This is a genomic window from Cupriavidus agavae, assembly GCF_004217045.1.
In the GTDB taxonomy this organism is placed as follows: domain Bacteria; phylum Pseudomonadota; class Gammaproteobacteria; order Burkholderiales; family Burkholderiaceae; genus Cupriavidus; species Cupriavidus agavae.
This window is the reverse complement of sequence record NZ_SGXM01000013.1, coordinates 1-16,456: the sequence shown is the minus strand read 5'-3', so window position 1 is coordinate 16,456 and position 16,456 is coordinate 1. Positions and strand designations below refer to the sequence as shown.

General features: G+C 60.4%; 16 protein-coding genes and 1 pseudogene. 8 read left to right on the top strand and 9 right to left on the bottom strand.

All coding sequences use genetic code 11. The annotated features are described in order from the left end of the window. Positions 1–47: 47 nt before the first annotated feature. The 4 genes from EV147_RS24925 to EV147_RS24910 form a co-directional block, all read right to left on the bottom strand. Complete coding sequence (locus EV147_RS24925) at positions 48–1,157, bottom strand: alpha/beta hydrolase (protein ID WP_157994723.1); 1,110 nt, start codon at positions 1,155–1,157, stop codon at positions 48–50. A gap of 4 nt (positions 1,158–1,161) precedes the next feature. Continuing rightward, a complete protein-coding gene (locus tag EV147_RS24920; protein WP_130393912.1) occupies positions 1,162–1,932 on the bottom strand; it encodes a carboxymuconolactone decarboxylase family protein in 771 nt (256 codons plus the stop codon). A 269-nt stretch (positions 1,933–2,201) separates the two neighbouring features. Further along, positions 2,202–3,095, bottom strand: coding sequence for a LysR family transcriptional regulator (locus tag EV147_RS24915; RefSeq protein ID WP_130393911.1), 894 nt, complete (start codon positions 3,093–3,095; stop codon positions 2,202–2,204). Positions 3,096–3,114: 19 nt separating this feature from the next. Next, positions 3,115–4,023 (bottom strand): LysR family transcriptional regulator, encoded by a 909-nt coding sequence (locus EV147_RS24910; protein WP_130393910.1) that lies wholly within the window; start codon positions 4,021–4,023, stop codon positions 3,115–3,117. A gap of 210 nt (positions 4,024–4,233) precedes the next feature. On the opposite strand from EV147_RS24910, the gene EV147_RS24905 reads away from it, so the two are divergent. From EV147_RS24905 to EV147_RS26440, 6 genes and pseudogenes are all read left to right on the top strand, one after another. Then, entirely contained in the window at positions 4,234–5,223 is a 990-nt protein-coding gene (locus tag EV147_RS24905) for an aldo/keto reductase (RefSeq protein WP_130393961.1), read from the top strand. A gap of 179 nt (positions 5,224–5,402) precedes the next feature. After that, positions 5,403–6,398 carry an aldo/keto reductase gene (locus EV147_RS24900; protein ID WP_130393909.1) on the top strand — a complete coding sequence of 332 codons (996 nt, stop codon included), beginning with the start codon at positions 5,403–5,405 and terminating at the stop codon, positions 6,396–6,398. A 186-nt stretch (positions 6,399–6,584) separates the two neighbouring features. Further along, positions 6,585–7,568, top strand: a complete 984-nt coding sequence (locus EV147_RS24895; RefSeq protein ID WP_235845004.1) for an alpha/beta hydrolase — start codon at positions 6,585–6,587, stop codon at positions 7,566–7,568. A 76-nt stretch (positions 7,569–7,644) separates the two neighbouring features. After that, positions 7,645–8,115, top strand: coding sequence for a (R)-mandelonitrile lyase (locus EV147_RS24890; protein ID WP_130393960.1), 471 nt, complete (start codon positions 7,645–7,647; stop codon positions 8,113–8,115). A 68-nt stretch (positions 8,116–8,183) separates the two neighbouring features. After that, a pseudogene (locus EV147_RS24885) lies at positions 8,184–9,059 on the top strand (aldo/keto reductase); the annotation flags it as partial. Positions 9,060–9,105: 46 nt separating this feature from the next. Next, positions 9,106–9,360: an aldo/keto reductase gene (locus tag EV147_RS26440; RefSeq protein WP_328591166.1), complete on the top strand. Its 255-nt coding sequence runs from the start codon at positions 9,106–9,108 to the stop codon at positions 9,358–9,360. A 186-nt stretch (positions 9,361–9,546) separates the two neighbouring features. Here EV147_RS26440 and EV147_RS24880 read toward each other — a convergent pair whose 3' ends face one another. The 5 genes from EV147_RS24880 to EV147_RS24860 form a co-directional block, all read right to left on the bottom strand. Next, positions 9,547–10,170, bottom strand: coding sequence for an isochorismatase family protein (locus tag EV147_RS24880; RefSeq protein WP_130393907.1), 624 nt, complete (start codon positions 10,168–10,170; stop codon positions 9,547–9,549). Positions 10,171–10,181: 11 nt separating this feature from the next. Then, complete coding sequence (locus EV147_RS24875) at positions 10,182–10,766, bottom strand: isochorismatase family protein (RefSeq protein ID WP_130393906.1); 585 nt, start codon at positions 10,764–10,766, stop codon at positions 10,182–10,184. A 22-nt stretch (positions 10,767–10,788) separates the two neighbouring features. Further along, entirely contained in the window at positions 10,789–11,424 is a 636-nt protein-coding gene (locus EV147_RS24870) for a pirin family protein (protein ID WP_235845002.1), read from the bottom strand. Positions 11,425–11,532: 108 nt separating this feature from the next. Further along, positions 11,533–12,609, bottom strand: a complete 1,077-nt coding sequence (locus EV147_RS24865; RefSeq protein ID WP_130393904.1) for an alkene reductase — start codon at positions 12,607–12,609, stop codon at positions 11,533–11,535. A 21-nt stretch (positions 12,610–12,630) separates the two neighbouring features. Further along, positions 12,631–13,521, bottom strand: a complete 891-nt coding sequence (locus EV147_RS24860) for an SDR family NAD(P)-dependent oxidoreductase (RefSeq protein WP_130393903.1) — start codon at positions 13,519–13,521, stop codon at positions 12,631–12,633. A 104-nt stretch (positions 13,522–13,625) separates the two neighbouring features. Between EV147_RS24860 and EV147_RS24855 the strand changes: the two genes are divergently transcribed. Then, positions 13,626–14,504 carry a LysR family transcriptional regulator gene (locus tag EV147_RS24855; protein ID WP_130393902.1) on the top strand — a complete coding sequence of 293 codons (879 nt, stop codon included), beginning with the start codon at positions 13,626–13,628 and terminating at the stop codon, positions 14,502–14,504. 870 nt (positions 14,505–15,374) lie between these two features. Continuing rightward, a complete protein-coding gene (locus EV147_RS24850) occupies positions 15,375–16,151 on the top strand; it encodes a DUF3626 domain-containing protein (protein ID WP_235844999.1) in 777 nt (258 codons plus the stop codon). Positions 16,152–16,456 lie beyond the last annotated feature (305 nt).

Sequence of the window (16,456 nt, the reverse complement as noted above, 5' to 3'; positions counted from 1 at the left end):
TCACGCGCTACCAGCGTCCTTTCAGCGCGCAGTTGCGTCTTGGCGCGTCAGTCCAGGTTCTTGTCCGCGAGGAACTTCGATACCAAGTCGGCGATCTGGACATTGTTCAAGTCCGACATCGGGAAGTGCGTGTTTCCCTTGATGCCGATTTCCGGGAGATGGACAAGCGTGGCGTTTCCGCCATGCTTGTTGATGGTGTCGCGCCACAACCGCGCCATGGTGAGTCGCGCGCGCCAGCTGTCCTGCGCGGGCAGGTCGAGTGCCTGTTCGGGAATGTTGTCGCCGTAGATGACCAGGATTGGGATCCTGGTGAGCGCAGCGAACTGCGACATCGGCACTGCCGCTCCCTGCACCGTATCGAATGCGCTAGGAATCGGCGGCGGTACTTCGCCTTCCGGGAAGATAAAACTGCTGCCCGGCTCGAACGCGACGATTGCCCTGACCTTGTCGTTCTTGATCGCGGTCAGCCAGCCCGGCCCGCCACCCTGCGAATGGGTGAACAGGATGCCGGCGCCGATACGATCGAACACCGCCGATACCCCGTTGGAGACCACTTCCATGTCGAAGGGCCCAGTGTTCGGCGTCATCGCGCGGAAGAACTGGTCGCGAGTCTGGGCATCGCGGGCGAACTGCACCCCGTCGAAGTAGTTTGGCCACAGCCCGATGCGGAACTGGTTGAACCACAGTTGCTCGTCCGGCGTTGGCTTGAGCGTCGCTTCAACCATGCTCCGACCGGCATTGCCGCGGCGTGGCTGATCGATCAGGAACACCCCGAAGCGGCGGCGAAGAAAAATGTTCTGGAAGCCTTCCCGCCCGTCGGCCGTTGTCTCCCACGTTTTGGAGAACTGCCCGGCACCATGCCACATGACGATCGGCAGCTTCCGCGCGTTCACCGGGATCTGGTAGAAGGTGTACGCGTGGTCGCCGTGGTAGGTCTGACCAGCTGGCTCAAGCGGCTTGCGCGGATCAAAGGTGCCCGGCGCTGTGGCAACCTTGCCACCGGCCGCGAAGCTGCCCTGCCCCTGAATGACAAGGGGCGCCCGCTTGGTCGTGTCTGCCGCGGACGCGGCAACGCTGATTGCCAGCATTGCCACGCTGGCGACCGCGGTCAGCCATCCCGCGGGTTTCTTCGAATGCATGTTGGGTAGGCTCGTCATGGGATCATTTCCTTTGCGCAAACACAGTCTGGAGGACGGGCAGTGCGGACATGGCGCGCGGCCATCCGGCATAGAACGCCAAGTGCGTGACCACCTCGGCTGCCTGCGTTTGCGTAAGACCGTTGTCCATAGCTCGGTTCAGGTGGAAGGGCACTTGATCAAGCTGGCCGCGTGCCACTAGCGCGGCCATCGTCACCAGACTTCGATCTCGCGGGGCAAGGTCTGGCCGCCGCCACAGATCGGCGAACAGGACATCGTCGGTGTAGCGCGCTAGCTCGGGGGCGATCGGCGTAACGGTGGCGGCAACCGCTGCGGCACGCTTCGCTTCGGCGGCCGCATCGACAGGCACCAACTCGTCCGATGCAGGGCGGTACTGGTCGGAACTGATGCCCCTCTTGTTGAATACCTCCCTGGCGATGCCGACCACGCTCATGCCATTGGGCCAGCCGGTGTAGAAAGCCAGGTGGGTGACGAGGCCAACAATCTCTCGTGGTGTCACGCCGTTGTCGAGCGCCAGATTGATGTGCGAGGTCATTTGAGCGCTCTGGCCGTTGGCCAGCAGCGAGGACATGGTGACCAGGCTGCGGTCGCGCGGCGAGAGTTCCTTGCGCTTCCACACGTCACCGAACAGCACGTCTTGCGTGTAAGCGAAAAGCTGAGGGGCCGTCTCCTTGGCTTGCCGGGCGGCGGGCGTGTCCGGCACCGTACTTTGCGCGCCCGCCTGCGGGGACGGGGCCGCGAGCAGAGCCGCCATGAGTGGTGGTAAGAGCTTCATACTGCGCGTCTCCTAAAGTTGCAAGGCGGCATCGCCCCCAAGTGGCGGTCGCGAACGGTGCGTGTGCGGGATTGGAAGTGAACCGAAGAAGCTGGTACTCCAGTGGTCAGCCATCCCTTGTTGGATAGATGGCATCGTACGGAGAGTGAGCCTTTTGATTAAGACCAATATTCAGCAAGGACTGCTGAACTGTTCTCATGAATGAGGAGCTGGGCTTGCGGAAAGGGGACGCTAAGCGACGCCGTGAAGCGGGGAGTCGGGGCGCGACCCTACTCCCGATGTCGCAGCGCTTCAACAACAACGGCCAAGGCGCGGGAGGACTGACGACGGCTGGGATAGTAGAGGTAGTAGCCCTGATAGGGAGCGCACCAGTCGTCCAGGACTCGGACCAAGTCGCCCGTGACAATGCGATCCAACACCATGTCCTCCGGAACAAAGGCCAGGCCATGGCCCTCCAACGCCGCCCGGACGATCGATGAGCTGTTGTTGAACACCCATCGTCCCGTGACCCGGAGCTTGATCTCTTCGCCTCCCTTGTCGAAGTCCCAGGGCAGTAATCCACCATGGGTTGGAAGCCGCAGGTTGATGCAGTCGTGCTGCGCCAGCTCGCGAGGTGTCACTGGCACTGGATGATTGGAGAAGTACGTGGGGGAACCGACCACGGCGATCCGTTGATCGGGACTGATGCGCACAGCGATCATGTCCTTGGCCACTTGATTCCCCAGTCGCACCCCCGCGTCGTAGCGTTGGGACACGATATCCGACATGGTGTAGTCGACAGTGATTTCGACGCTAATGTCGGGGTAAGCGGCCATGGCCTTGGCGAGCTTGGGCCACAATATGTTGTTGGCAGCATGCTCGGCCGATGTGATCCGGATGGTCCCGACAGGCTTGTCGCGCAGATTGCGCACCGCGGCCAGCTCGGCATCGATGTCTTCGAACCGCGTGGCGACACTGAGGAAGAGACGTTCGCCTGCCTCGGTCGGCGAAACGCTTCGCGTGGTGCGCGTCAGCAACCGGACGCCGTGCCGTGTCTCCAGGCCGCGGATGGCATGACTCAATGCCGAGGCGGAAACCCCGATGATGGCGGCCGCCCTGGTGAAACTACCCTCACGCACGACATGGACGAAGGCGAGGACGTCGTTGAAATCTTCTATAGCCATGAATGCCCCGCTTGGATCGTTAGCCGAGACCGTCGCTTGATGGATAACGCAGTGCATCGATAAGCACGGTCATCGCACGCGACAACTGTCGCCGGCTGGGGTAGTACAAGTGATATCCAGGAAAAGACGGGCACCAATCCTGCAGGACTTGCCGTAAGTGCCCCTTCGTGATGAAAGGTCGCGCCATGTCTTCCGGCACGTAGGCCAGGCCGAAGCCGGCCAACACCGCATCCAGGATTTGTTTGGTCCCATTGAAAACAAGCTGGCCATCCACACGCGCCTTGACCTGATGCCTGCCCTTCTGGAGCTCCCACGCGTAGAGGTCGCCATGGCTCATCAAGCGCAGATTGATGCACTCATGTTGAGCCAAATCCTGGGGCTTGAGCGGAGGGGCGTGGTTCGCCAGGTACGCGGGCGACGCCACGATCGTCACGCGCATGTCAGGTCCAATACGTACCGAGGTCATGTCCCTTGCAAGGTCGTCGCCCAGGCGCACGCCCATGTCGTACCGTTCTGTCACGATGTCGGCAAAACGCGCGTCCACCGTCAGTTCGACCTTGATCTCAGGGTACTGGGGCAAGATCTTGGCAAGCCGGGGCCATAGGACGGTTTCCGCGGCGTTCTCACTGGCCGTAATGCGGATCGTGCCGGCTGGCTTATCGCGTAGTTCTCCCAACGCCGCCAGTTCGGCCTCTATTTCCTCGAAGCGGGGGGCGACGTTCTGTATCAGGCGTTCGCCGGCCTCCGTCGGAGACACACTGCGCGTGGTGCGCGTCAGCAATCGCACTTCCATCTTCGCCTCAAGAGCGCGGATGGTGTGACTCAGTGCGGACTGGGATACGCCGAGCTTCGCTGCCGCGCGCGTGAAGCTGCGTTCGCGGGCCACAGCAAAAAACGCAAACAAGTCGTTGTAGCTCTCTCTCGGCATTGATGAGCCCCATTCAATAGTGTGTGCCGATTCTAACCTCTAGTCGCCCGTTCCGACGATTGCTACATTGCATGAGTGCATAAGCCCACCATCCGACGGCCAGCACGGCTTCTCGGTGAACGGCACAGCAGTGGATCCGATGCCGAACAGAATGAACCGCCGAAGCTAATACGCGTTGGTTAGGCAGGTAGCGTCACAGGAGATTCAATGATGCATGAACGGACACTTGGAAAGAGCACGCTGGAAGTTTCCGCTCTAGGTCTAGGTTGCATGGGACTCAGCCACGGCTATGGTCCGGCAACCGACACGCAACAGGCGGTGTCCCTGATCCAGGCCGCCGTTGACCGCGGCGTGACATTTTTCGATACCGCTGAGGTCTACGGACCCTACCTCAACGAGGAAGTGGTGGGCATGGCGCTCGCCCCCTTGCGCTCTCGGGTGGTGATTGCCACCAAATTCGGCTTTACCTTCGGTCACGACAATAAGCAGCAGATCCTTAACAGCCGGCCGGAGCAGATCCGATTGGCAGTCGACGGCTCGCTAAGGCGCTTGCGCACCGACGTGATCGACCTGCTGTATCAGCACCGGGTCGATCCGAACGTGCCGATCGAGGAGGTGGCCGGGACGGTCAAGGATTTGATTGCAGAGGGCAAGGTCAAGCATTTCGGTCTATCGGAAGCCGGAGCCCAGACGATCCGACGGGCTCATGCCATACAACCTGTCACGGCCGTGCAAAGCGAGTATTCGCTGTGGTGGCGTGAACCAGAGGCAGAGATCCTGCCAACGCTAGAAGAACTCGGGATCGGTTTCGTACCGTTCAGCCCTCTGGGCAAAGGTTTCCTTACGGGAGCCATCAAGGAAAGCGCAACCTTCGGTGCGGACGATTTCCGCAGCAAAGTGCCGCGCTTTGCGCCGGAATCGCTGCGAGCCAATCAGGCCCTGGTGGACTTGTTGGGCCGGATCGCAGCAGAGAAGGGCGCCACTCCCGCACAAATCGCATTGGCGTGGCTGCTCGCCCAAAAGCCGTGGATCGTGCCGATTCCAGGCACAACAAAACTGCATCGCCTGCAGGAAAACCTTGGCGCCGCAGCACTTGTGTTGTCCGCATCGGATCTGGACGAGATCGCCGGAGCCCTGCAGGACGTCCGGATTCAGGGCGATCGCTACCCGGCGAACTTGCAGGCCCGCGTCGGACGCTGAACCTTGGAGCCGGCATGACTGCAGCACCCCCCGATCCCATCCGGCGCGCAATGATGGCGGCTCTTGCCGCTGCCCCGCTTACGAGCTCTGCAAGTCCTGACATTGGTTCGGCACCCCCTGACAAGCATGGACGGCCAGTGACGCCGTTCCGATCACAGTCCTTAGGACGGAGTAAGAAAATGAAGATTCGCAAACTTGGAAGTAGTGGCCTGGAAGTTTCCGCCCTCGGGCTGGGATGCATGGGCATGACCGCCATATACGGCCCGGCCCCGGACAAGAATGAGATGGTCAAGCTCATCCATGCCGCGTACGACCGCGGCATCACCCTGTTCGATACCGCAGAGGTCTACGGCCCCTTCGCCAACGAGGAATTGCTCGGAGAAGCCTTGGCGCCGATCCGCGATGAGGTCGTCATCGCCACGAAGTTCGGCTTTGACATCGATCCGAAAACAGGAGCACGCGGCGTCGGCACGAACAGTCGCCCCGAACATATTAAAGCCGCTGCAGAGGCCTGTCTCAAGCGCTTGCGCACCGATCGCATCGATTTGTTCTACCAACACCGGGTCGATCCCGCGGTGCCAATTGAGGACGTGGCTGGCGCCGTCAAGGACCTGATCGCAGAGGGAAAGGTCAAGCACTTCGGCCTGTCGGAGGCCGGCGTCCAGACCATCCGCCGCGCCCACGCCGTGCAACCCCTGACCGCAGTGCAAAGCGAATACTCGCTGTTCTGGCGGGGTCCTGAGTTGGAGTTGCTGTCGGTACTGGAGGAACTGGGAATCGGCTTCGTCCCGTTCAGCCCGTTGGGCGCAGGCTTTCTGACCGGCAAGATCTCCGAAGGCACCAAGTTCGATCCGACCGACTTCCGCAACCATGTGCCGCGCTTCTCTCCTGAGGCACGCAAGGCCAACATGGCGCTTGTGGAGGTCGTCAAGGCAGTGGCAACGCGCAAGAGCGCTACCGCTGCTCAGGTCGCGCTGGCCTGGCTACTGGCCCAAAAGCCCTGGATCGTGCCGATTCCGGGCACCACCAAGCTGAACCGCCTGGAAGAGAACCTGGGATCCGTCGATCTTGAACTCAGTGCAGCCGACCTGGACCTGATCAACGACGAGGTGTCAAAGATCCAGGTCGAGGGCGACCGTCTGCCAGAAGCCGTGCTCAAGATGACGGGACTGTGATTGGGCACTTCCAGATATTGCACGGTAAAAAGCATGACCCGGAGTCCATCGTCGCGCCGACACCCTGGCGGTCCCCAGCGACAGTCCGCCTCGAGGCTCCGCGTTCGCGTCGTGCGTGCGGTGTCGCATGGCGTTCTGCCGCTGGCTCTGGCAACGCCGTGCAGCGAGGCTGCAGACGTGAGTCCCATGCGCACTGACAAGCCCGCGGGGCATGCCGCACGGCCAAACGGCACCAAACCTCCATTTCCCCACCTGCGTGCAGGTGATCGGCTTGGCGACCTGCTTCGGCATCCCGCATTTCGCGGCTTCAGCCACAGGATGCTGCCTTGGGACGGCAAGCCATACGACGAAGCGATGCCGCTCAGAGAGATTGGCCAGCTCCTGCCGTATCACAGCCACGTGGTTGTCGACAACGTGGTCGCGTCCCTGAATCGGATGGTGGACGATGCCAACGCAGGGCTCACCGTCTTCTACGACTCTCACAGTGAAACCGAAAAGCACGCCGCACCAGCGTTAAAGTACACCGGCCTGTTCTTCTTTCGAGGCAAGCCTGGCGCGCCTTTCGCCGTCATTGCGCCCGGGGGCGGCTTTTCCTATGTTGGCGCTGTGCACGAGGGCTTTCCGTACGCCGCGGAGATCAGCAGGCGGGGACTCAATGCATTTGTCATCAAGTATCGAGCCGGCCATGGCGGCAGCATGGCCACGGAGGATCTGGCCTCAGCCCTCTCGTACGTTTTCCAGAACGCAAGCACGATGCAGGTTGATACCCACGGCTACTCGCTGTGGGGAAGTTCTGCCGGTGCGCGAATGGCGGCGGCGATCGGCTCGCACGGCACCGTCGCCTTTGGGGGACGACCGCTGCCCAAGCCTTCCGCAGTGGTGATGGCTTACACGGGCCACTCCGACGTGGCTGCCTGCGAGCCACCGACGTTCGTCGTTGTGGGTGACCGGGACCGCATTGCACCGCCTGCCTTGATGAACACGCGCGTTGCCGCCCCTCGCCGAATCGGAGCACCCGTCGAGTCCCGCGTGTATCCGGACGTGGGCCACGGATTTGGCGTCGGGCACGGCACCAGCGCCGAGGGCTGGATCGACGAGGCAGTGCAATTCTGGAAGAACCAGATCAGGGAGAGACCAGAACCGGCTTGTGAAAAGCGGAACGACCGATAGCCCCGGCTTGCGCACCGCGCACCAGGCCGAGCTCAACGGTCTCACAATAGAAATTGTTTGCAAGAAGGACTCGAAAATGAATTCTCCAGCAGTGATTGCCATTGCCTTGTTCTTGACATGTTCTGCGGCATCCGCAGCAGAGGCCACACGAATCACTGTCACGCGAGCTGGCTCCCAGCCTTCCAATGCCGGACCTGAGAAGAACTTCAGCGGCTCGGTACGTGTGGATTCGCGTTTCCAGGCTCCTAGCCCAGCTCGCCTTGGAGGCGGCCTCGTGACCTTCGAGCCCGGTGCGCACAGCGCTTGGCACACGCATCCACTTGGACAGACCCTCATTGTCACCGCCGGCCTAGGATTGGTGCAGGAGTGGGGCGGCCCTGTCCAGAAGATCCGTCCAGGCGACGTGGTGTGGATTCCGCCGGGCGTCAAGCATTGGCATGGCGCCAGCCCGAACGTTGGCATGAGCCATTTCGCATTCGCGGAGGCGCTGGATGGTAAGTCGGTAGAGTGGCTCGAGAAGGTCGTTGAATCGCAATATCCGCGCTGACTCCCCTGATCGCTGCACGAGAAGTATAAGCGGACGCCCGAGATATATTTCATTCAGGAGCCATCGAAGTGAAAGTACGTTCTATTGATCCGACGCCGCGCAGGCAGTTTCTGGCTGCCGCAGCGGCGCTGGGTGTAGCTCCCTGGCTCCTATCCGCCTGCGCCAGGACGGTCAGTAATCCATCAGCGGTGCAGGACAAGGTTGTATCTGCAGAGCGCCGTAGCCTTGGGCCGTTCAAGGTGTTTCCCGTCGGTTTAGGGGTCCAGTGGCATGCAGGCGACAGAGCGAGTGCAGTGGTAGATCTGTACTCCAGCAGCACTGACCGGCAACGCGGCATTATCCTCATCCGGCGCGCGGCCGATGCGGGCGTCTCGCTATTCGATACCGCGGAAGCCTATGGCCCTTTCATGTCGGAAGAGCTCCTCGGCCAAGCACTGCAAGGCAGCGCTCGCGATCGCGTCGTTATGTGCACGAAGTTCGGCTTTGACATCGACCCGGCAACAGGCCAGCGACGCGGCGGCCTGAACAGCCGACCGGCCCACATCAGGCAGGTCGTTGAGGCACAGTTACGACGTCTGCGCACGGACCGCATCGACCCGTTGTACCAACACCGCGTCGATCCGAAAGTTCCCATCGAGGATGTAGCCGGAACCATCAAGGATCTAGTCAAGCAAGGCAAGGTGCTGCACTACGGTTTGTCCGAGCCAGGGCTGCAGACTGTCCGTCGCGCGCACCGGGAGCGTCCGGTGGCCGTCATCCAAAACGAATACTCGATGCTGTATCGCGGCCCCGAGACCCAGGTGCTGCCGTTATGCGAAGAGCTAGGCATTGGCTTTGTACCTTGGAGTCCGTTGGGCATGGGTTTTTTGGCTGGTAACATCAACGCCACCGCCAGCTTCGAAAAGCGAGATTTTCGCGCAACGGTTCCGCGCTTCGAACCCGATGCTCTGAGAACGAACATGGCACTCGTGGACCTGGTCAGAACGTGGGCTGCCCGCAAAAAACGCTACGCCGGCGCAGCTTTCCCTGGCTTGGCTGTTAGCGCAGAAGCCCTGGATCGTTCCCATTCCCGGCACCACGAGCATCTCGCACATGGAGGAAAGCGTCGGTGCAGCCAAGATTTTCTTCACTGCTGCGGAACTCAAGGACCTGAACGCAAACGTGGCGGCGATTCCCATCCGCGGGGCCCGTCTGTCGCCCGCCATTTTGTCTGCGACAGGCGTTGAAGCACCACCGAAGTCATGAAGGCCTGGATCGATGAAAGATAGACGCGACAGCCGCTCAGCAACGCAATGGGCTGAAACGATCATGGCAAGTCGTGTCTAGAGGTAGCCGTCGGCGAGGACTCTTGCCGACCCATAGCCGCCACTAGAGTACCGATTTGGGATGTCTGTTTGTCAACGGATAACGAACATTGCCATGCTTAGCGACCTATGCGCTACCCAGAGCTTGAATAAGCGCCGTTGCGCCATGGCGAGCTCGGAAAGCATTCATCAGCTTCGGCCCCACTCCATCCTGCCAGTTGCTTGCCCGGTGAAGTTCCGAGGCGACCATGACCCAAGTCGTCAGCGTCACCCCCGCCTGTTGGAGGCGGAGGAGCGACACCTGCTCGATTTGCTGGGTGAACGATGCGCTAGCATCAACGACCACCTGAACGGTAAAGCCTCTGCGGCGGGCGGTGAGCGCCGGCTGCATGACGCACAGGTCCGTGGTGATGCCGGCGAAGACAACTGACTTCCGGCCAGTCCTATGGACCGCGTCCACGAAGGCGGGGCTCTCAAAGCAGTCGACGCAATTTCGCTCGACGTGCTGGCGGCTTTTTTCGCATGCTGCGACGACTTCCGGAAGAAAAGGGTCCTTCGGACGGCCGCCGGTAGTGATGATGGGGAGGTCGAATGCAGCGGCGATCTCGGCCAGTGCAACCGCATTAGCGGTCAGCTTCTGCGGCTCCATGGTTTGGCAAGCCAGCATTAGCGTGGGCATGTAATCGATGAGCACTAGGACCGTATCATGGGCGTCGATCTGGGCCCCGGGGAAAGGCGAGGATTTAGTCATGTCAAGCCCCCTTAGCGCATCGCGGGGGCGATAACCTTTTGCAATATCTCCTGGCCTTGCGGACTCGACCAGTTCTCAGCCAGTTCTGCGACCACCTGCCCCGTGCCCAGCACCGTTGCACCCGCTCTCTCCATGCGGCGCAGCGCCAAGTTATCGCCCATTGCACTCGGCGAGCCGCCGGCGTCTGCAACCACGAATACCTCGTGCCCTCGGTCGAGCAAGCTCAATGCCGGAAACACGGTGCAGACGTCGTTGGTCACGCCAGCAAGGATGAAGCGCTGCCTCCGTGTGGTTTGAACCGCTTGCGCGAAGAGTGGATCCTCCATGGCGTTGACGATACCCGTTCGTTTGACCCTCGCATCGAATGCGTCGCGGCTGATCTCCTGTAGCTCATCGATGAGTGGTCCTTGCTGATGGTCTTCCATGCTGGTCGTGAGCACGATTGGCATGCCAAGGATGTGGGCTGTCTTCGCTAGCATCACCGCATTCTGCTTCAACTCTCCGCCCGGCATGGACGACACCATTTTGATGGTGCCGACTTGATGGTCGATCAGGAGGAGTGCAGCGTTGCTGCCGGTCAGTCGTTCGAAAGCCATGGTCATCTCCTAGATTAAAGTGCTATTGGTGGTAGGGAACTCCGCTGAAGATCATCACTTTGGCCGCGCCATGGGGGGCGCTGAGCACAACTTCGCTTACCATTTCGCTGGACTGGAATACGGGCGCCGTTAGGTCATCCAACCCAAAGTCGTTGCCCGACACAGAGACCGTGCCATGAACGGGCAGGAAGAAGGTGGAACGGCCGCGAGTCAACGGCAGTCTCAGCTCCGCTCCGCGCTCGAGCGCTACATCAAACATGTCGACGTCGGCCGGAGCGATGCCCGGAGCGCGGCGCCCGGCAAATTCACCGGCCACCACGCGCAGGTTCACGCCATGCAGCGAGACAACGGGTATGTCCTGCGGTTCAATCGATAGCGTTGAAGCCGGCGCCGATCTAAGTGCCGGCCGAACCTGCACGAAGATTTGCAGGGAGTGCACCGTCTTGCCTTCTACTGCCGGCACTTCTTCATGCGTCGCGCCGTTTCCTGCCATGAGCCAATGCACACCACCTGGCTTGATGAGGTTGCTCAACCCAGTCGAGTCGCGGTTTGCCATCCCAGATTCACTGTCGGGGAAGACGTACGAAATGGCCGCGAAGCCAGCATGCTGATGAGGTGGGAAAGTTGGCCCGCTCATCCAAGCGTGGTCAACGTTCATAAAGGGGTCCAGGTAGCGAGCGGCCCCGCGCAATCCTAAGGCGCGAAACTGGGAGCCATAGCTAGCGCTTTGAAGTGGGACGACAACAGGCATGGCGGTTGCTCCTTCTTAGGCGGTGGTGGGATTCTGTTCCAGCGCGGGGTAGTCGATGTAGCCCACCTCGCCACCTCCGAAGAAGGTGTTGCGGTCGGCCGGTGTCATCGGTACGTTGGCCTGGAGTCTGGCGATGAAGTCCGGGTTCGCCAACACCATCTGCCCGTAAGCTTCGATGTCTGCGAAGCCCGACGACAAGTCGGTGCCAATTGATTCACGGGGCCGCCCCGGCCGATTAACTACCAGTGCGGTCGACCAACGCTTGCGGATGTCATCAATTAGTAGTTCGTTTCCCAAGTGCATCACGTGTAGGTAGACAAGACCCAGCTTATCTAGCTCCGTCACCAAATAGCGGTACAGATCTGGGCCGTCGGCACCCTCGTCAATGCCCCACATCCTCGTACCGGGGGAAAGCCGAATCGCCGTGCGTTCAGCCCCAATTTCTTCGGCAACGCCTCTCGCGACCTCAATGGCAAATCGAGCTCGGTTCTCGATAGATCCACCGTACAGGTCGGCGCGATGGTTTGCACTCGGAGCCAGGAACTGTTGAATTAGGTAAGCATTGGCGCCGTGGATTTCCACGCCGTCGGCGCCTGCTTCAATAGCCGTGGAGGCGGCGTGCCGGAAGTCCGCGATGGTCTGTCGAATGTCCTCGATGCTCATTTCACGAGGCACCCGTGCCGCTTGTATGCCGGTAGGCGTGAACATGGGTTCACCGGAGGCGATGGCAGATGGCGCGACAGCTTGGCGATGATGCGGCGTGTTGTCTGGATGGGACATGCGACCTGCGTGCATAAGCTGAATGAAGAGGCGCGAATTCTTGGCGTGGACGGCGTCGGCAATTGCCCTCCATCCAGCGACATGGGCCTCCGTATAAATGCCCGGCGTCATCATGTAGCCTTGACCGTCTTCGGACGGTTGAGTACCTTCGGTCACGATGAGCCCCAGCGTTGCGCGCTGACCGTAATACGTTGCCATAGCTGTAGTGGGCGTGCCGTCGTACTGGGCGCGTGAGCGCGTCATAGGCGCCATGGCGAAGCGGTTCTGGAGGGTGTAGCGACCGAGGGGAACGGGCAAGAATGGAGTCGACATAAAGATCCGTAGGATATGAATTTAGTGATGGGCTCGATTGGCCTTCTGAATAACTGTGTCCGAAGCGGCCATGAACCTGCCTATGTGCTCATCGGTGAGGCCGGAGGACGGGAGTATTGCGACGCCTTTACGGTCGAACATGGCACCACTGTGGCCATCGAGCTCCGGTGCAAAGAAAAGTGGTGCGATGCGCTTCGCGTACTCCTGAGGAGTGGGTGTCAACAGCCCGATCAGTCCTTCGAGAACGCGCGACTTGAAGCTTCCCTGTCCCAAAAGGTTGTCGCGGATATTGGTTTTGATGAGGCCAGGGTTCAGGCCATAGAACGATGCGTTGGCCCAGCGCTTCGCGCCCTCAAGGACTAGCATCTCGTTGCCCGCTACGGTATTCATGTGAACCGGCATGGCCTTGTACGAGCGCTCCGCATTGAGGTCGTCGTAGGAACCATTCTGCCCCCCACCCGGATAGCCCATTAGGAAGACGCGCGGCACGAACTGTCCAGCGCTGCGGCCTGCCCCCAATCTCGGCGCAATCGACTGCAGCATCACTCGACGATTCAAATAGCTGACGGCAAGGTCGCGCTCGATCCCCTCAGGCGTTTCTTGGCGGAGAGGACTGGCGAAGATGCCGGTGGTGAATATGAGTAGGTCGAGTTCTTCGGCAGGAAGTAGGTCAGCGATGCGCTGGGCCTCTCTCATAAGGCTAAGGTCGGCATTCCAGAATTCAATGCTGGGAATGTCGGTATCACGGAACGTCTGTCCGACTACGAGGACGCTTGCCCCGAGGCCAGCAAGCTCGCGCGAAAACGCACGACCTATGCCCCCGGTCCCGCCAACGATGACGACGCGTTTGCCTGCCACCGTGCTGCGAGTAAGAGAGGTTGTCTTGAACTGAAAGGATGGGTCTTTTTTCATGGAGCGCTTTCGAGATATATCCATGATGGACTAAACTGTTGGTGGGATAAACATGACAAAATGGAAATCATTGATCCATTTGTGGAGCAGCGGAGCAGCGGAGCATGGAACTCCTGAACGACATGTCTCTGTTCGTCGAGGTCGTAAATGCCAAAGGCTTCCGAGGCGCATCTAATGCAACGGGAGTTCCAAACTCAACGCTTTCACGGCGCATCAGCTTGCTCGAGAAGGCGATCGGGCTGCGCCTGCTGCATCGGACGACCCGCAAGGTTGAACTTACGGAGGCAGGGCAGATTTACTACGAGCGCTGTCGACGTATCGTTGATGAAGCTCGTGTCGCGCACGAGCAGTTAGGCGAGATGCTGGCCCAGCCTAGTGGCCTCCTTCGGGCATCCCTTCCTGTGGATTTCGCGACTATCTACCTAGCACCCATCATCAGGGACTTTGCTGAGCGCTACGCGAGGATCACCTTTGAGTTCGACCTGACGCCGCGCCGCGTTGATCTGGTCACCGAACCGTTCGATGTCGCCATTCGCATGGGGGAGCAGCCGAATTCGAACCTAATTGCACGGCAGTTGGCCGTCTTGAGAGCACAGGTCTACGCATCGCCGCGGTACTTGGAAATGGCTGGGGTGCCAGAGACGCCTCAAGACTTAGCACGCCATGAGTGCCTTGGTTTTCCAAAGGTCGACACATGGGCGTTGGAAAGCGGCGTGACGAGTACCGAGGTGAAGATTGGCGGCCGCTATGTCTTGAACAGCGTCGGAATGTTCCGGACGATGGCTACACTCGACCAAGGCATAATTCTGCTGCCTCGAGCTGCAGTCGCCGAAGAATTGGCGGCTGGCCGGCTTCGTCAAATCCTTCCTGAATGGCAGGGCAGGCCACAGCCCGTGTATGCCCTCACGGAGACAAGACTGCTACCGGCAAAGACGCAGCGGTTCATGGAATTTGTACAGGAGCGACTCGCAAAAATTGAATAGCGATTGATCTCCAACGACGGCTCTTACGTTGAAGGCGGTCAGTCCGGTACTTTCTTGGCCGGCCGCACCTGGCCGGTCTCAGGCTTCTGGTCGACGGCCGTGATGGCCCACTAGGCTCTGACCGACCCTTCTGCGTCGTTCGGGGCTGCCGCTATCGATGGCAGCAGACGCAAGGCAGCCTTTCGGAAGCTGCGTAGGCTGAACTCAGGAACGGGTGTGCGCCTTCTCAAGGGAACTGTTGGCGGAGGCCACTGCCGGGTGGTGGTGCTGGCCGGCGACGCCCGGCGCAGGGGGAGCCGTTCCCTTGATCTGCAACTGACTCACAAAGTGCGTTTTTATTTCTACTTACTTCTGATGTGCATTATGCAATACATCGCGGGTCGCCGCTCCTTTTAGACGCTGCCCAAAGCAATGCAGCCATTGATATCCTGCAATTACGGGGAGGGCCGAAGATGAAACCTTGCGGGGAAGAGCATCGCGTCGTCGCAGTAAGGGCAGTGGCGGTTGCCCACCGGGACAGGCCAATAAGGCGAAGTGCTAGCTAAATTCTGAAGACCGGGAGGCGCCCCGCTACTCAGGGGACCGCCGCTCGATACGCCGTGGAACGGCGGCAATGAAACGCGTAAATGCCGTTCGACTTGTCTCTCTGAGAGGATGGTAGTTAGCCGGACCTGGATCGCTGGCTACCATAGGACCCGGAGCTACGGCGCCGGAGGAGATTATTTACCCGGCAGCATCTGGCCCAGCCAATGTGCTGCTAGGTAATTTTGGTGAATTGTTTCTGCGAAGCTCCGCGCCACCATGTCATCCGTCCGAACCCTCGCCGCCCGTGCATGGGCCCACGTTGCCGCGAGATCTACGGGACAGCCGATGGATCCAGGCTGGCGCGTAACGCTGAACTTCCACCCGGATCGGTTGTTTCGCGGGCGGCCGCTACTGGCGGTGATGGCAGAAGATGGCGTGTATCGATCCCAGTTCGAAACTGGCACCAGCAATGGTGGACTGACGGCGTATCCCGGTGGCGACCGGTGGCAATGGGAAAGCCGGATATTCGGGCAGGCCTATGACACAGCGCCACCTTCCGAGCGACCATGCTATGGCGCGCTGAATCTGGATGATGCAGCAGCCGGCGCAGCGCCGCGCTTTGGATCAGCCCATCTGCGGCTTACGCCCGGCACGCTGGATCGCACGACGTTTTGCTACCCAGACAGCGTCTACGAGCCTCGTCACTTCGGCGTGTTCGATCGTTTCGCCCTTGTCGATCATCTGGCTGCCGCGGCGGGACAGGTCGATCCCCTTGACCATTATATCGAGGCTCATGTTCATGGCGGGGTGCTAATCGCACGCGACGTGGAGGCCATCGTACTCGACCCATCATTCCGGGATACGCGTGTCGAGACGCTTGCCCATGCATTGCCATGTCATGTCGAATGGCACGCCGGCTTTCGCGCAGAGGCAGAGTTGCTGTGCCGACAGCACGAGTACCGCGGTCCAGCCGTCGCGGAACTTGCGGCGACCCTGGCCGGCGCACGCTTGCTTACTCCGGCGCGGATTGGCGAGGCCGTGCGCGTCAACCAGCACGATGCGCAGATGCTCAAACAGGTGTGGCATTGCCTGGCCCGTTTCGGCAACTGCAATCACCGGTAAGCCACTTTCACCAACGCTCAGGGTGCCGGCCGTTGATGAGCGCGATGCTGGGCTGCAGATTGGGGCTTACGCGCTGGAAGCTACTCGTTTCGGCGTTGTCCTCCTCTCGTCGTCCATGGCGGAAATAGGAAGCCTCGACGGCTGACGGCTACTGGAGGGACCCGGTCTTCGGCACACTCACAGGCCCCACCAAGCTCAATCGGCGGTTCTCGACTGTAGATTCAACCGGTCCACGCAACGGTCTGATGGAATCGTTCAGCGGGTGTATCAAAGTTTAATGTCTTTCTCGGCCGTTCATTGAGTCG

Excerpts from the sequence above, each read along its gene's own strand:
- EV147_RS24925 (WP_157994723.1), bottom strand. The coding sequence starts at position 1,157 with ATGACGAGCCTACCCAACATGCATTCGAAGAAACCCGCGGGATGGCTG.
- EV147_RS24920 (WP_130393912.1), bottom strand. The coding sequence starts at position 1,932 with ATGAAGCTCTTACCACCACTCATGGCGGCTCTGCTCGCGGCCCCGTCC.
- EV147_RS24915 (WP_130393911.1), bottom strand. The coding sequence starts at position 3,095 with ATGGCTATAGAAGATTTCAACGACGTCCTCGCCTTCGTCCATGTCGTG.
- EV147_RS24910 (WP_130393910.1), bottom strand. The coding sequence starts at position 4,023 with ATGCCGAGAGAGAGCTACAACGACTTGTTTGCGTTTTTTGCTGTGGCC.
- EV147_RS24905 (WP_130393961.1), top strand. The coding sequence starts at position 4,234 with ATGCATGAACGGACACTTGGAAAGAGCACGCTGGAAGTTTCCGCTCTA.
- EV147_RS24900 (WP_130393909.1), top strand. The coding sequence starts at position 5,403 with ATGAAGATTCGCAAACTTGGAAGTAGTGGCCTGGAAGTTTCCGCCCTC.
- EV147_RS24895 (WP_235845004.1), top strand. The coding sequence starts at position 6,585 with ATGCGCACTGACAAGCCCGCGGGGCATGCCGCACGGCCAAACGGCACC.
- EV147_RS24890 (WP_130393960.1), top strand. The coding sequence starts at position 7,645 with ATGAATTCTCCAGCAGTGATTGCCATTGCCTTGTTCTTGACATGTTCT.
- EV147_RS24880 (WP_130393907.1), bottom strand. The coding sequence starts at position 10,170 with ATGACTAAATCCTCGCCTTTCCCCGGGGCCCAGATCGACGCCCATGAT.
- EV147_RS24875 (WP_130393906.1), bottom strand. The coding sequence starts at position 10,766 with ATGGCTTTCGAACGACTGACCGGCAGCAACGCTGCACTCCTCCTGATC.
- EV147_RS24870 (WP_235845002.1), bottom strand. The coding sequence starts at position 11,424 with ATGAACGTTGACCACGCTTGGATGAGCGGGCCAACTTTCCCACCTCAT.
- EV147_RS24865 (WP_130393904.1), bottom strand. The coding sequence starts at position 12,609 with ATGTCGACTCCATTCTTGCCCGTTCCCCTCGGTCGCTACACCCTCCAG.
- EV147_RS24860 (WP_130393903.1), bottom strand. The coding sequence starts at position 13,521 with ATGAAAAAAGACCCATCCTTTCAGTTCAAGACAACCTCTCTTACTCGC.
- EV147_RS24855 (WP_130393902.1), top strand. The coding sequence starts at position 13,626 with ATGGAACTCCTGAACGACATGTCTCTGTTCGTCGAGGTCGTAAATGCC.
- EV147_RS24850 (WP_235844999.1), top strand. The coding sequence starts at position 15,375 with ATGGATCCAGGCTGGCGCGTAACGCTGAACTTCCACCCGGATCGGTTG.